This is a genomic window from Streptomyces sp. NPDC046909 (assembly GCF_040644695.1).
GTDB lineage: Bacteria > Actinomycetota > Actinomycetes > Streptomycetales > Streptomycetaceae > Streptomyces.
The window spans coordinates 420262-434904 of sequence record NZ_JBEYXC010000007.1; the positions used below are offsets into that span (position 1 = coordinate 420262).

Annotated in this window: 13 protein-coding genes; 11 read left to right on the top strand and 2 right to left on the bottom strand. The window is 69.7% G+C overall.

Translation table 11 applies throughout. From position 1 onward, the window contains the following. The first annotated feature begins 114 nt into the window (after positions 1–114). The 11 genes from pdxS to ABZ928_RS25585 all read left to right on the top strand — a co-directional run bounded on the left by pdxS (position 115) and on the right by ABZ928_RS25585 (position 12208). On the top strand, positions 115–1020 hold the full coding sequence (pdxS, locus tag ABZ928_RS25535; protein WP_361523226.1) for a pyridoxal 5'-phosphate synthase lyase subunit PdxS: 906 nt from the start codon (positions 115–117) through the stop codon (positions 1018–1020). Continuing rightward, the gene (gene pdxT / locus ABZ928_RS25540; protein ID WP_361523229.1) at positions 1020–1625 is read left to right on the top strand and encodes a pyridoxal 5'-phosphate synthase glutaminase subunit PdxT; all 606 of its coding nucleotides are present in this window, start codon (positions 1020–1022) and stop codon (positions 1623–1625) included. Before pdxS ends, pdxT begins: the two co-directional genes overlap by 1 nt. Before the next feature lie 49 nt (positions 1626–1674). Continuing rightward, positions 1675–2427 (top strand): YebC/PmpR family DNA-binding transcriptional regulator, encoded by a 753-nt coding sequence (locus ABZ928_RS25545; RefSeq protein ID WP_266833215.1) that lies wholly within the window; start codon positions 1675–1677, stop codon positions 2425–2427. 204 nt (positions 2428–2631) lie between these two features. Further along, positions 2632–3171: a crossover junction endodeoxyribonuclease RuvC gene (gene ruvC, locus ABZ928_RS25550; RefSeq protein ID WP_361523232.1), complete on the top strand. Its 540-nt coding sequence runs from the start codon at positions 2632–2634 to the stop codon at positions 3169–3171. Next, positions 3168–3773 carry a Holliday junction branch migration protein RuvA gene (gene ruvA, locus ABZ928_RS25555; RefSeq protein WP_361523235.1) on the top strand — a complete coding sequence of 202 codons (606 nt, stop codon included), beginning with the start codon at positions 3168–3170 and terminating at the stop codon, positions 3771–3773. Before ruvC ends, ruvA begins: the two co-directional genes overlap by 4 nt. 10 nt (positions 3774–3783) lie before the next feature. Beyond that, positions 3784–4854 (top strand): Holliday junction branch migration DNA helicase RuvB, encoded by a 1071-nt coding sequence (gene ruvB / locus ABZ928_RS25560; protein ID WP_361523237.1) that lies wholly within the window; start codon positions 3784–3786, stop codon positions 4852–4854. A gap of 174 nt (positions 4855–5028) precedes the next feature. After that, positions 5029–5529 (top strand): preprotein translocase subunit YajC, encoded by a 501-nt coding sequence (yajC, locus tag ABZ928_RS25565; RefSeq protein WP_361523239.1) that lies wholly within the window; start codon positions 5029–5031, stop codon positions 5527–5529. A 129-nt stretch (positions 5530–5658) separates the two neighbouring features. Then, positions 5659–7422 (top strand): protein translocase subunit SecD, encoded by a 1764-nt coding sequence (gene secD / locus ABZ928_RS25570; RefSeq protein ID WP_361523242.1) that lies wholly within the window; start codon positions 5659–5661, stop codon positions 7420–7422. 2 nt (positions 7423–7424) lie between these two features. After that, on the top strand, positions 7425–8531 hold the full coding sequence (secF, locus tag ABZ928_RS25575; protein ID WP_361523245.1) for a protein translocase subunit SecF: 1107 nt from the start codon (positions 7425–7427) through the stop codon (positions 8529–8531). Beyond that, on the top strand, positions 8528–9067 hold the full coding sequence (locus ABZ928_RS25580) for an adenine phosphoribosyltransferase (protein ID WP_361523247.1): 540 nt from the start codon (positions 8528–8530) through the stop codon (positions 9065–9067). The genes secF and ABZ928_RS25580 overlap by 4 nt, the downstream gene beginning before the upstream one ends. 603 nt (positions 9068–9670) lie before the next feature. Next, the gene (locus tag ABZ928_RS25585) at positions 9671–12208 is read left to right on the top strand and encodes a RelA/SpoT family protein (RefSeq protein ID WP_361523249.1); all 2538 of its coding nucleotides are present in this window, start codon (positions 9671–9673) and stop codon (positions 12206–12208) included. An 86-nt stretch (positions 12209–12294) separates the two neighbouring features. On the opposite strand, the gene ABZ928_RS25590 is transcribed toward ABZ928_RS25585, so the two are convergent. Next, a complete protein-coding gene (locus ABZ928_RS25590) occupies positions 12295–13524 on the bottom strand; it encodes a DUF349 domain-containing protein (RefSeq protein ID WP_361523251.1) in 1230 nt (409 codons plus the stop codon). Between the two features lie 135 nt (positions 13525–13659). Beyond that, a complete protein-coding gene (locus ABZ928_RS25595; protein ID WP_361523254.1) occupies positions 13660–14493 on the bottom strand; it encodes a peptidylprolyl isomerase in 834 nt (277 codons plus the stop codon). Positions 14494–14643: the final 150 nt, after the last annotated feature.

The window sequence follows — 14643 nt, forward strand, 5'->3', positions numbered from 1 at the left end:
GGCCTTGGCCGGAAAACGATCCACCGTCTCCTCATTGGCCCTTGCTGTGGACTGGTCCGTTCACGTTTCCTCGGTGCCGTAGAAATCCTCTTTTCACACCAGCGAGGTCAACCCGTGTCCAGCACCGAGAACCAGGCTCCCGAGACCGGCACCGCACGCGTGAAGCGCGGCATGGCGGAGCAGCTCAAGGGCGGCGTGATCATGGACGTGGTCAACGCCGAGCAGGCGAAGATCGCCGAGGACGCCGGCGCCGTGGCCGTCATGGCCCTGGAGCGGGTCCCCGCCGACATCCGCAAGGACGGCGGCGTCGCCCGGATGTCGGACCCCAACATGATCGAGGAGATCATCGAGGCGGTCTCCATCCCCGTGATGGCCAAGTCCCGCATCGGCCACTTCGTCGAGGCCCAGGTCCTGCAGTCCCTCGGCGTCGACTACATCGACGAGTCCGAGGTCCTCACCCCGGCCGACGAGGTCAACCACAGCGACAAGTGGGCCTTCACGACCCCCTTCGTCTGCGGTGCCACCAACCTCGGTGAGGCCCTGCGCCGCATCGCCGAGGGCGCGGCCATGATCCGCTCCAAGGGCGAGGCCGGCACCGGCAACGTCGTCGAGGCCGTCCGCCACCTGCGCCAGATCAAGAACGAGATCGCCAAGCTGCGCGGCTTCGACAACAACGAGCTGTACGCCGCCGCCAAGGAGCTGCGCGCCCCGTACGAGCTGGTCAAGGAAGTCTCCGAGCTCGGCAAGCTCCCGGTGGTCCTCTTCTCCGCCGGTGGCGTCGCCACCCCCGCCGACGCCGCGCTCATGCGCCAGCTCGGCGCCGAGGGCGTCTTCGTCGGCTCCGGCATCTTCAAGTCCGGCGACCCGGCCAAGCGCGCCGCCGCCATCGTGAAGGCCACCACCTTCTACGACGACCCGAAGATCATCGCCGACGCCTCCCGCAACCTGGGCGAGGCCATGGTCGGCATCAACTGCGACACCCTCCCCGAGGCCGAGCGCTACGCCAACCGAGGCTGGTAATGACCGACCCCGTGATCGGAGTGCTCGCACTCCAGGGTGACGTACGGGAGCACCTCATCGCCCTGGCCGCGGCCGACGCCGTGGCCAGGCCGGTCAGGCGCCCCGAGGAGCTCGCCGAGGTCGACGGCCTGGTCATCCCCGGCGGCGAGTCCACCACCATCTCCAAGCTGGCCGTCCTCTTCGGCGTGATGGAGCCCCTCCGCGCGCGCGTGCGGGCAGGTATGCCCGTCTACGGCACCTGCGCGGGCATGATCATGCTCGCCGACAAGATCCTCGACCCGCGCTCGGGCCAGGAGACGATCGGCGGCATCGACATGATCGTGCGCCGCAACGCCTTCGGACGCCAGAACGAGTCCTTCGAAGCGGCGGTCGACGTGACGGGCGTCGAGGGCGATCCTGTAGAGGGCGTGTTCATCCGCGCCCCCTGGGTGGAGTCCGTCGGCGCCGAGACCGAGGTGCTGGCCGAGCACGACGGCCACATCGTCGCGGTCCGCCAGGGCAACGCGCTCGCCACGTCGTTCCACCCGGAACTGACCGGCGACCACCGCGTGCACTCCCTGTTCGTCGACATGGTGCGCGCGAAGCGGGCGGCGGAGTCCTTGTAGGATCTCTGGCGTTCGTTGTTTGGATGGGTTACGCGAAGGAGACAGGCAGATGTCCGGCCACTCTAAATGGGCTACGACGAAGCACAAGAAGGCCGTGATCGACGCCAAGCGCGGCAAGCTCTTCGCGAAGATGATCAAGAACATCGAGGTCGCGGCCCGTACCGGCGGCGCCGATGTGTCCGGCAACCCGACGCTGTTCGACGCCATCCAGAAGGCCAAGAAGAGCTCGGTCCCGAACAAGAACATCGACTCCGCGGTCAAGCGCGGTGCCGGCCTCGAGGCCGGTGGCGCCGACTACGAGACGATCATGTACGAGGGCTACGGCCCCAACGGTGTCGCGGTGCTCATCGAGTGCCTCACCGACAACCGCAACCGCGCCGCCTCGGACGTGCGGGTCGCCATGACCCGCAACGGCGGTTCGATGGCCGACCCGGGCTCCGTCTCGTACCTCTTCAACCGCAAGGGCGTCGTGATCGTCCCCAAGGGCGAGCTGACCGAGGACGACGTCCTGGGAGCGGTCCTGGACGCGGGTGCCGAGGAAGTCAATGACCTCGGTGAATCCTTCGAGATCCTCTCCGAGGCCACCGACCTGGTCGCGGTCCGCACCGCCCTCCAGGACGCCGGCATCGACTACGACTCCGCCGACGCCAACTTCGTCCCGACCATGCAGGTCGAACTCGACGAGGAAGGCGCGCGGAAGATCTTCAAGCTGATCGACGCGCTGGAGGACAGCGACGACGTCCAGAACGTCTTCGCCAACTTCGACGTGAGCGACGAGGTCATGGAGAAGGTCGACGCGTAAGGCTGCCGCGAGTTGAGCCGTTTTGGCGGGCCGGTTGGGACACGTCCCACCGGCCCGCCGCTGTTGTCGGTGCCAGCGGATAGCCTGACGAGAGTCAAAGATCGCCGTCCACGGGCCGCAACCATCAATTGAGGAACCCCGACGGCGCTCAGCCAGGTCCGCGAGAGCGGCGGCGGTTCAGCCGCAAAAAGGGGAGGGGGAGCGGTGCGCGTACTCGGGGTGGACCCCGGACTGACGCGGTGCGGTGTGGGTGTGGTCGAAGGGGTCGCGGGACGGCCGCTCACCATGCTCGGCGTCGGGGTCGTCCGGACGCCCGCCGACGCCGAGTTGGGGCACCGGCTCGTCGCCATCGAGCAGGGCATCGAGCAGTGGCTGGACGAACACCGGCCCGAATGCGTCGCCGTGGAGCGGGTGTTCAGCCAGCACAACGTCCGGACGGTCATGGGCACCGCCCAGGCCAGCGCCGTCGCCATGCTCTGTGCCGCCCGCCGCGGCATCCCCGTCGCCCTGCACACCCCCAGCGAGGTCAAGGCCGCCGTCACCGGCAGCGGCCGCGCCGACAAGGCCCAGGTCGGTGCCATGGTCACGCGTCTGCTCCGGCTCGACGCCCCGCCCAAGCCCGCCGACGCCGCCGACGCCCTCGCGCTCGCCATCTGCCACATCTGGCGCGCCCCCGCACAGAACCGGCTCCAGCAGGCGGTCGCCCTGCACACAGCCAACGCAACGAAAGGCCGTACGGCATGATCGCCTTCGTGAGCGGCACGATCGCCGCCCTCGCCCCCGACGCCGCCGTCGTCGAGGTCGGCGGGGTCGGCATGGCCGTGCAGTGCACGCCGAACACGCTGTCCACGCTCCGCCTGGGCAAGCCGGCCAAGCTCGCCACCTCCCTCGTCGTACGGGAGGACTCGCTGACCCTGTACGGCTTCGTGGACGACGACGAACGCCAGGTCTTCGAGCTGCTCCAGACCGCGAGCGGCGTCGGCCCCCGCCTGGCCCAGTCGATGCTCGCCGTGCACACCCCGGACGCTCTGCGCAGGGCGGTGGCCACCGGCGACGAGAAGGCGCTGATCGCCGTCCCCGGCATCGGCAAGAAGGGCGCCCAGAAGCTGCTTCTGGAGCTGAAGGACCGTCTCGGCGAGCCCATCGGCGCCCCGGCGATCGGCGCCCCGGTCACCCAGGGCTGGCGCGACCAGCTGCACGCGGCGCTGATCGGCCTCGGCTACGCGACCCGCGAGGCCGACGAGGCCGTGTCCGCCGTGGCACCCCAGGCCGAGGCGGCCGGGGGCACGCCACAGGTGGGCCAGCTGCTGAAGGCCGCCCTGCAGACCCTGAACCGCGCCCGCTAGGAGAACGTCAGTGAACTGGGACGACACCACCGACGAAACCGCCCCCGAGCGGCTGGTGGGCTCTGTCGCCGACCGTGAGGACCAGGCTGTAGAGGCCGCCCTGCGCCCCAAGGACCTGGACGAGTTCATCGGCCAGGAGAAGGTCCGCGAACAGCTCGACCTCGTCCTGCGCGCCGCACGCGCGCGTGGCGCCACCGCCGACCACGTGCTGCTCTCCGGCGCCCCCGGCCTCGGCAAGACCACCCTCTCGATGATCATCGCCGCCGAGATGGGCGCCCCCATCCGCATCACCAGCGGCCCCGCCATCCAGCACGCCGGCGACCTCGCCGCGATCCTCTCCTCCCTCCAGGAGGGCGAGGTCCTCTTCCTCGACGAGATCCACCGCATGTCCCGGCCCGCCGAGGAGATGCTGTACATGGCGATGGAGGACTTCCGCGTCGACGTCATCGTCGGCAAGGGCCCCGGCGCCACCGCCATCCCCCTCGAACTGCCCCCGTTCACCCTGGTCGGCGCCACCACGCGCGCGGGCCTGCTGCCGCCCCCGCTGCGCGACCGCTTCGGCTTCACCGCGCACATGGAGTTCTACGAGCCCGCCGAACTGGAGCGGGTCATCCACCGCTCCGCGAACCTCCTCGACGTCGAGATCGACACCGACGGCGCCGCCGAGATCGCCGGGCGCTCCCGCGGCACGCCCCGGATCGCCAACCGGCTGCTGCGCCGGGTGCGCGACTACGCGCAGGTCAAGGCCGACGGAGTCATCACGCGCGAGATCTCGGCGGCCGCCCTCAAGGTCTACGAGGTCGACGGCCGCGGCCTCGACCGCCTCGACCGCGGCGTCCTGGAAGCCCTCCTCAAGCTGTTCGGCGGCGGCCCGGTCGGCCTGTCCACGCTCGCCGTCGCGGTGGGGGAGGAGCGCGAAACCGTCGAAGAAGTGGCCGAGCCCTTCCTCGTACGCGAGGGACTGCTCGCCCGCACCCCGCGCGGCCGCGTCGCCACGCCCGCGGCATGGGCGCATCTCGGCCTCACCCCGCCCCGCCCGGCGGCCACAGGAAACGGACAACAGGACCTGTTCGGGACGTGATGCCATCGTGACGGCGCGGGATTGGCCGGGTCAGGAACCCGGGTGCCATGCTGAGCGTTGTTCCCTGCGCGCGGACTCGCTTAGACTCCGCCGATGCCGCCTTTGTCGGCGGCGCACATACCCCCAACCATCAGGCCGCTCACCGACGCGGTCACGTGAAGGAAGTACCGACCCGTGAGTCTCGTGACCCTCCTCCCGTTCATCGTGCTCATCGGGGCCATGTTCCTGATGACCCGGTCGGCGAAGAAGAAGCAGCAGCAGGCCGCCAACATGCGGAATGAGATGCAGCCCGGCAGTGGCGTCCGCACCATCGGGGGGATGTACGCCACGGTCAAGGAGGTCGGTGAGGACACGGTTCTCGTCGACGCGGGTCCGGGCGTCGAACTTCTCTTCGCCAAGAACGCGATCGGTGCCGTCCTGACCGACGACGAGTACAACCGCATCGTCCACGGCATCGAGCACGACCTGAAGACCGACGTCGTCCCCGATGACGCCTCTTCCCTCACCGAGACCGACGAGTCCGACGACGAAGCTGCCGCCGCCTCCGACGAGAAGTCCGTCGACCTCGGCAAGAAGGACGAGCCCGCCGACGAGGCCGAGAAGGCCGACGAGGCCGCCGAGGCGAAGACGGACGACGAGCCGAAGAAGACCGACGGCGACTCCGACGCGAAGTAGTCGTACCCGGGGCGCGCGGGCCAGGCCTGCGCGCCCTCGGACGTACGCAGCTCGCACGGGATCGACACCATGTCATGGCCGCCCGCCCGCAGACCCGGCGCGCAGCGGCCCGAGAGGGAGTACGAGAAGGTGGCAGCACCTAAGAGGGGCCGGAGCGCGAGCGCCCAGAGCAAGCCAGGGCGCTCGCTGGCCCTGATCCTGATCGCCATCGTGGCGCTCACCGGGGGAATGTTCCTCTCCGGGCACACGACTCCGCGCCTGGGCATCGACCTGGCCGGCGGTACGAGCATCACGCTCGAGGCGAAGGCCGACCAAGGCTCCGCGATCAACAAGGCCAACATGGACACCGCGGTCGACATCATGAACCGCCGTGTCAATGGTCTGGGCGTCTCCGAGGCGGAGGTGCAGACCCAGGGCGATCGCAACATCATCGTCAACATCCCCAAGGGCACCAACTCCAAGGAAGCCCGGGACCAGGTCGGCACCACCGCCAAGCTGTACTTCCGCCCGGTCCTGGCCCAGGAGGCCACCGGCCCCGCCGCGTCGGCCTCGCCGAGCGCGAGCGCGTCGTCGAGCGCCTCCTCCAGCGCCTCGCCGAGCCCGTCCGCGAGCGCCACCGGTGAGAAGGCGACCTCCTCCTCGTCCGCGAGCCCGTCGTCCTCCGCCACCTCGCAGGGCCGCGCCGTCACCGACGCGCTGAAGGCCGACTCCACCGCGTCGCCCTCCGCGTCCGCGAGCGCCTCCGCCTCCCCGTCGGCCTCCGCGAGCAGCAGCGCCGGCACCTCCGCCGACGCCAAGCTGCAGGCCGAGTACGCCGCGCTCGACTGCTCCAAGGAGTCGCAGCGCAGCAAGGCCGGCGAGGGCGCCAAGCCCGAGGACTCGACCGTGGCGTGCGGTGAGGTCGACGGCGTCTGGTACAAGTACGTGCTCGGCCCGGCCGCCGTCGCCGGCACCGAGGTCAAGACGGCCAAGGCCGTGTACGACACGCAGACCGCCGCCGGCTGGCAGGTCACGATGGACTTCAACAAGAGCGGCGCCAGCAAGTTCGCCAAGATCACCGGCGAGCTGGCCCAGAACACCCAGCCGCAGAACGAGTTCGGCATCGTCCTCGACGGCGAGGTCGTCTCCAGCCCGTACGTGAGCCAGTCCATCACCGGCGGCCAGGCCCAGATCTCCGGCAGCTTCACGCAGGAGGAGGCCCAGAGCCTCGCCAACATGCTGTCGTACGGCGCGCTCCCGCTCTCCTTCCAGGAGCAGAGCGTCACCACGGTGACCGCCGCGCTCGGCGGTGACCAGCTGCACGCCGGTCTGCTCGCCGGTGCGATCGGCCTCGGTCTGGTCGTGCTCTACCTGGTGTTCTACTACCGCGGTCTGTCGCTCGTCGCGATGGCCTCGCTGCTGGTCTCCGGCATCCTCACCTACGTGATCATGGCGCTGCTCGGCCCGGCCATCGGCTTCGCGCTGAACCTGCCGGCCGTCTGCGGCGCGATCGTCGCGATCGGTATCACCGCGGACTCGTTCATCGTGTACTTCGAACGCATCCGGGACGAGATCCGTGAGGGCCGCTCCCTGCGTCCCGCCGTCGAGCGGGCCTGGCCGCGCGCCCGGCGCACCATCCTGGTCTCCGACTTCGTGTCGTTCCTCGCCGCCGCGGTGCTCTTCATCGTCACCGTCGGCAAGGTCCAGGGCTTCGCGTTCACGCTGGGTCTGACCACCGTCCTCGACGTCGTCGTGGTGTTCTTCTTCACCAAGCCGCTGATGACGCTGCTGGCCCGCCGGACGTTCTTCGCCAGCGGCAACAAGTGGTCCGGCCTCGACCCGAAGAGCCTGGGTGCCAAGCCGCCGCTGCGCCGCACCCGCCGTCCCGCCCCCGTTGAGACGAAGGAGGCGTGAGCATGTCGAAACTCGGCAACCTCGGCGCCCGACTGCACCGTGGCGAGGTCAGCTACGACTTCATCGGCCACCGCAAGCTCTGGTACGGCATCTCGATCCTGATCACCATCACGGCGATCGTCGGCCTGGCGGTCCGCGGCCTGAACATGGGCATCGACTTCCAGGGCGGCGCGGTCTTCACCACCCCGAAGACCAGCGTCTCCGTCTCCCAGGCCCAGGAGTACGCGGAAAGCGCCTCCGGCCACGACGCGGTCGTGCAGAAGCTGGGCAACGGCAGCCTGCGCATCCAGATCGCGGGCATCGACACCGACCAGGCCGACAAGGTCTCGGCGGAGCTGGCCAAGGACATGAAGGTGTCGCAGGACGACATCACGGGTGAGTCGGTCGGCCCCAGCTGGGGTGACCAGATCGCCAACAAGGCCTGGCAGGGTCTGGCGATCTTCATGATCCTCGTGGTGATCTATCTGGCGATCGCCTTCGAGTGGCGCATGGCCATGGCGGCGCTCGTCGCCCTGATCCACGACATCACCATCACCGTCGGCATCTACGCCCTCGTCGGCTTCGAGGTCACGCCGGGCACGGTGATCGGTCTGCTCACGATCCTCGGTTACTCGCTCTACGACACGGTGGTCGTCTTCGACTCCCTCAAGGAGCAGACGAAGGACATCACCAAGCAGACCCGCTGGACCTACAGCGATGTCGCCAACCGTTCGATCAACGGCACCCTGGTCCGTTCCATCAACACCACGGTGGTCGCGCTGCTGCCGGTGGCGGGCCTGCTGTTCATCGGTGGCGGCTTCCTCGGCGCGGGCACGCTCAACGACATCTCGCTGTCGCTGTTCGTCGGCCTCGCGGCCGGCGCGTACTCCTCGATCTTCATCGCCACGCCGCTCGTCGCGGACCTCAAGGAACTCGAGCCGCAGATGAAGGCCCTCCGGAAGCGGGTCCTGGCCAAGCGTGCCCAGGCCAGCGCGGAGGAGGAGCAGGCGGAGGCCCGGGGCGAGACCCCGCGCGGCGACGAGCCGGAGGACGCCCACGCGGTCGTCGGCCCGCGCTCCCAGCCCGCCCGCAACCGGGGCCGCGGCCGACCCTCGGGGAAGCGCCGATGACCGACATCAAGGAGCTGCTGCTCAGCCGCATCCGTGACGTGGCCGACTACCCGGAGCCGGGCGTGATGTTCAAGGACATCACCCCGCTCCTGGCGGACCCGGCGGCGTTCACCGCGCTGACGGACGCCCTCGCGGAGATCGCCGAGCGCACCGGCGCCACGAAGGTCGTCGGCCTGGAGGCCCGCGGCTTCATCCTCGGCGCCCCGGTCGCCGTCCGCGCGGGCCTCGGCTTCATCCCCGTACGCAAGGCGGGCAAGCTCCCCGGAGCGACCCTGTCCCAGACGTACGACCTGGAGTACGGCTCGGCGGAGATCGAGGTCCACGCCGAGGACCTGACCGCCGAGGACCGCGTCCTGATCGTCGACGACGTCCTGGCCACCGGCGGCACCGCCGAGGCCGCGATCCAGCTGATCCGCAGGGCAGGCGCCCAGGTGTCAGGCCTCGCGGTCCTCATGGAACTCGGCTTCCTGGCCGGCCGCCCCCGCCTGGAACCGGCCCTGGAGGGGGCACCGCTGGAGGCCCTCCTCCAGGTCTGACCCACGCAACACCAGCACACAACGAACGGCCGTCCCGCCACCCAGGGACGGCCGTTCGCGTGTCGACCCCGCCCGGCGTTGTGGGCCGACGACCGTCGCTGGGGCTGGGGCGCGACGGTCAGCCGGAGCGGGAGTGGGCACGGCCACGAGGTATGGCCGGGGTCGGGGCGGATGGGATCGGATCGGGACGGGTTCGAGGGCGAGGCGGAGCGAAAGGACCCGCGCTCCGCGCAAGCGCCCACCCACGCCTGTCCTGACCGATCGTCGAGCGCGGCGCGCACGTCGCCCGACCCCAGCCCACCGAGCCGACCCCTGCGGAGGGCGCCCCCAGGCACCGTCTGCCCCCGCCCGAGACCCGGTCGGCCCTCCGCGAGCCCCCTGCCGGGCCACTTCACCCATCCCCACCCCACGCAAGCCCCCAGCCACCCACAGAGCACCCGAAGGGCACCCCCAGGCCTCCTCCAGGAATCCCGCCCGAGCCTCTTGTGTTTCTCCGGTAGACGTCCCTCACACCGGCCTGAAGGCGATCCCGAGCCGCAGGATCGCTACCATGGGGTCTCCGGAGCCTGATCGGGGGACCCGGATCGCGCACGAGGAGTCCTCTTGCCAGACGAGGCCCAGCCACTGACCGCCGCCAAGCCCGAGCCTTCGGCCGGCGCCGCGCCCACCCCCGCGCCCAGCGCGAAGGGCTCGGTCGAGCACGCCCAGTCCGCGCCCGTCGACAAGTCGGCAGAGCAGCCGCGCCCCAAGCCGGCCCCGCCCGAGCGCCCCGCACCGGCCTCCACGCCTCCCGCGTCCACCCCTGCCGCGGTCCGCCCGCCCGCGGGGCAGCCCGCCCGCTCCGGCTCCTCCAACCGCGTCCGCGCCCGCCTCGCCCGCCTAGGCGTGCAGCGCTCCAACCCGTACAACCCGGTCCTGGAGCCGCTGCTGCGGATAGTGCGCAGCAACGACCCGAAGATCGAGACCGCGACCCTCCGCAAGATCGAGACGGCCTACCAGGTCGCCGAGCGCTGGCACCGCGGGCAGAAGCGCAAGAGCGGCGACCCGTACATCACGCACCCGCTCGCCGTCACGACCATCCTCGCCGAGCTCGGCATGGACCCCGCCACCCTCATGGCGGGCCTGCTGCACGACACCGTCGAGGACACCGAGTACGGCCTCGACCAGCTCCGCCGCGACTTCGGCGACTCGGTCGCCCTCCTCGTCGACGGCGTCACCAAGCTCGACAAGGTCAAGTTCGGCGAGGCGGCCCAGGCGGAGACCGTCCGCAAGATGGTCGTCGCCATGGCCAAGGACCCCCGCGTCCTGGTCATCAAGCTCGCCGACCGCCTGCACAACATGCGCACCATGCGCTACCTCAAGCGCGAGAAGCAGGAGAAGAAGGCGCGCGAGACCCTCGAGATCTACGCGCCGCTCGCCCACCGCCTGGGCATGAACACCATCAAGTGGGAACTGGAGGACCTCGCCTTCGCGATCCTCTACCCCAAGATGTACGACGAGATCGTACGGCTGGTGGCCGAGCGTGCCCCCAAGCGTGACGAGTACCTCGCCATAGTGACCGACGAGGTGCAGCAGGACCTGCGCGCGGCCCGCATCAAGGCGACCGTCACCGGCCGCCCGAAGCACTACTACAGCGTCTACCAGAAGATGATCGTCCGTGGTCGCGACTTCGCGGAGATCTACGACCTGGTCGGCATCCGAGTCCTCGTCGACACCGTCCGTGACTGCTACGCCGCCCTCGGCACCGTGCACGCGCGATGGAACCCGGTCCCCGGCCGGTTCAAGGACTACATCGCGATGCCCAAGTTCAACATGTACCAGTCGCTGCACACCACGGTCATCGGCCCCAACGGCAAGCCCGTCGAACTCCAGATCCGCACCTTCGACATGCACCGCCGCGCCGAGTACGGCATTGCCGCGCACTGGAAGTACAAGCAGGAGGCCGTCGCCGGCGCCTCCAAGGTGCGCTCGGACGCGCCGAAGACCACCGGCAAGGACGACCACCTCAACGACATGGCATGGCTGCGCCAGTTGCTCGACTGGCAGAAGGAGACCGAGGACCCGGGCGAGTTCCTGGAGTCCCTGCGCTTCGACCTGTCGCGCAACGAGGTCTTCGTCTTCACCCCCAAGGGCGACGTCATAGCGCTGCCCGCCGGTGCCACCCCCGTGGACTTCTCGTACGCGGTCCACACCGAGGTCGGCCACCGCACCATAGGAGCGCGGGTCAACGGCCGCCTCGTACCGCTCGAATCCACCCTGGACAACGGCGACTTGGTGGAGGTCTTCACCTCCAAGGCGGCCGGCGCCGGACCGTCCCGCGACTGGCTCGGCTTCGTCAAGTCCCCGCGCGCCCGCAACAAGATCCGCGCCTGGTTCTCCAAGGAGCGCCGCGACGAGGCGATCGAGCAGGGCAAGGACGCCATCGTCCGCGCGATGCGCAAGCAGAACCTGCCGATCCAGCGCATCCTCACCGGCGACTCCCTCGTCACCCTCGCCCACGAGATGCGCTACCCCGACATCTCCGCCCTGTACGCGGCGATCGGCGAGGGCCATGTCTCCGCGCAGAACGTCGTGCAGAAGCTGGTCTCCGCGCTCGGCGGCGAGGAGGCCGCCACCGAGGAGATCGACGAGTCGGTCCCGCCGTCCCGCGGCCGTGGCCGCAAGCGCCGCTCCAGCGCCGACCCCGGCGTCGTGGTCAAGGGCGTCGACGACGTGTGGGTCAAACTCGCCCGCTGCTGCACACCCGTACCCGGCGACCCCATCATCGGTTTCGTCACGCGCGGTAGCGGCGTATCGGTTCACCGCAGCGACTGTGTGAACGTGGAGTCACTGTCCCGCGAGCCCGAGCGCATCCTCGACGTCGAGTGGGCGCCCACCCAGTCCTCGGTCTTCCTGGTCGCCATCCAGGTCGAGGCCCTGGACCGCTCCCGGCTCCTCTCCGACGTCACCCGCGTCCTGTCCGACCAGCACGTCAACATCCTCTCCGCGGCCGTCCAGACTTCCCGCGACCGCGTCGCCACCTCCCGCTTCACCTTCGAGATGGGCGACCCGAAGCACCTCGGGCACGTCCTGAAGGCGGTACGCGGCGTGGAGGGCGTCTACGACGTGTACCGCGTGACGTCGGCGCGCAGCCGGTCGTAAGGGCGACCGAAGAAGCAGGCATACGACGAGAGGGGCCCCGTACACGAAGTACGGGGCCCCTCTCGTCGTATCAGCTCATACGGCTGTCAGCCGCCGAACTCCTCCAGACCCTTCAGAGCCTGGTCCAGCAGCGCCTGGCGGCCCTCCAGCTCACGCTCCAGCTTGTCGGCGCGGGCGTTGTTGCCCTGGGCGCGCGCCTGCTCGATCTGGCCCTGGAGCTTGGCCACGGCGTCCTGGAGCTGACCGGTGAGGCCCGCGGCACGCGCGCGTGCCTCCGGGTTGGTCCGGCGCCACTCGGCCTCCTCGGCCTCCTGGATGGCCCGCTCGACGGCGTGCATCCGGCCCTCGACCTTGGGACGCGCGTCGCGCGGGACGTGGCCGATGGCCTCCCAGCGCTCGTTGATCTGCCGGAACGCGGAACGCGCCGCCTTCAGGTCGGTGACCGGGAGGATCTTCTCGGCCTCCTCGGCCAGCTCCTCCTTGAGCTTCAGGTTCTCCGTCTGCTCGGCGTCGCGCTCGGCGAAGACCGAGCTGCGGGCCGCGAAGAAGACGTCCTGGGCGCCGCGGAAGCGGTTCCACAGATCGTCCTCGTGCTCGCGCTGGGCGCGGCCCGCGGCCTTCCACTCCGCCATCAGCTCGCGGTAGCGGGCGGCCGTCGGACCCCAGTCGGTGGAGTCGGACAGCGCCTCGGCCTCGGAGACCAGTCGCTCCTTGGTCTTACGGGCCTCCTCGCGCTGCGCGTCCAGGGACGCGAAGTGCGCCTTGCGACGCTTGGAGAACGCCGACCGCGCGTGCGAGAAGCGGTGCCACAGCTCGTCGTCGGACTTGCGGTCGAGCCGCGGCAGACCCTTCCAGGTGTCCACCAGGGCCCGCAGCCGCTCACCGGCCGCCCGCCACTGGTCGGACTGCGCCAGCTCCTCCGCCTCGACGACCAGCGCCTCCTTGGCGTGCCGCGCCTCGTCGGACTGCTTCGCGCGCTGCTGCTTGCGCTCCTCGCGCCGCTTGTCGACGGTCTCCACGAGCTTGTCGAGACGCACCTTCAGGGCGTCCAGGTCGCCGACCGCGTGGTGGGCGTCCACCTGCTCGCGGATGTGATCGATGGCGACCTGCGCGTCCTTCGCCGACAGATCGGTGGTCTTGACTCGCTTCTCGAGGAGGCCGATCTCGACAACCAGGCCCTCGTACTTGCGCTCGAAGTAGGCCAGCGCCTCCTCAGGGGAGCCGGCCTGCCAGGAACCGACGACCTGCTCGCCATCGGCCGTACGCACGTACACGGTCCCCGTCTCGTCGACGCGGCCCCACGGGTCGCTGCTCACAGCGCCTCCTCCACATGATGCCTGCAAGGGGCCTCAGTGCCCCCGGGCATCGTCCACAGTTTCGTCACGGCCAACATAGGCGACCGGCGGGTTGCCTGTCCGCATCCCGCGCGACCGAAATTTCGCAGTTGGCGGTCAGGATTTGGTGACAGTCGCCTTGTTGATCACGACCGTCGCGTTCGGCGCACCATCACCGGCTCCGGTGCTCTCACCCGCGGCGGCGATCTTCTTCAGGACCGTCATACCGGACTCGGAAACAGTACCGAACGGTGTGTAGTTGGCCGGCAGCGGACTGTCCTGGTAGACGAGGAAGAACTGGCTGCCGCCGGTGTTCTTGCCCTCGCCCGTGGAGGAGTTGAACTGGTTCGCCATCGCGACCGTGCCCGCCGGGTAGGTGTCGCCCTTGAGGCTCTTGTCCTTGAGGTTCTCGTCCGGGATGGTGTAGCCCGGCCCGCCGCTGCCGGAGCCCGTCGGGTCACCGCACTGGAGCACGTAGATGCCGTTGGTGGTGAGCCGGTGGCACTTCGTGTGGTCGAAGTAGCCCTTCGCGGCAAGGAAGTTGAACGAGTTCACGGTGTGCGGGGCCGCGGCCGTCTTGAGCGCTATGTCGATGTCACCGCACGTCGTCGCCAGCTTCATCGTGTACTTGGCCGACTTGTCGATCGTGAGGGACGGCTCCTTCTTCCAGGTCGCCGTCTTGACCTTGCCCGACTCGGCCTTCTTGCACGGGTCGGCGACCGCACTCGGGGTGGGCTGCGCCGACGTGCTCGCGTCGGCCTTGTCGTCGCCGTCGCCCTTCATGACGCCCGTCGTGTAGAGCGCCACGCTGCCCACCAGGATCACGCCGAGCACCGACGCGATCACGGAGTTGCGCATGCGGGCCTTGCGCCGCGCGGCCGTGCGCCGCTGCTGCTGCCGCAAGAACTTCTCCCGGGCGAGCTGCCGCTTCCGCTGTTCCTGGGTGACCACCGGGTTCTCTCCTCATGCGTCTCGTACGACTGCTGGGACGCCTGCGTCCTATGAGCCGACCGCGTGCGTGTGCCCCGTACCGTATATGGGTTCGCTGAGGAAACGGCAGCGCCGGTAGGCTCTGACCACAGGCGCAGCCGTTTTTTAAGC

Bases quoted from the DNA above. Each gene is read 5' to 3' on its own strand.
- pdxT (WP_361523229.1), top strand. From the start codon at position 1,020: ATGACCGACCCCGTGATCGGAGTGCTCGCACTCCAGGGTGACGTACGG.
- ruvA (WP_361523235.1), top strand. From the start codon at position 3,168: ATGATCGCCTTCGTGAGCGGCACGATCGCCGCCCTCGCCCCCGACGCC.
- secF (WP_361523245.1), top strand. From the start codon at position 7,425: ATGTCGAAACTCGGCAACCTCGGCGCCCGACTGCACCGTGGCGAGGTC.
- ABZ928_RS25545 (WP_266833215.1), top strand. From the start codon at position 1,675: ATGTCCGGCCACTCTAAATGGGCTACGACGAAGCACAAGAAGGCCGTG.
- ABZ928_RS25580 (WP_361523247.1), top strand. From the start codon at position 8,528: ATGACCGACATCAAGGAGCTGCTGCTCAGCCGCATCCGTGACGTGGCC.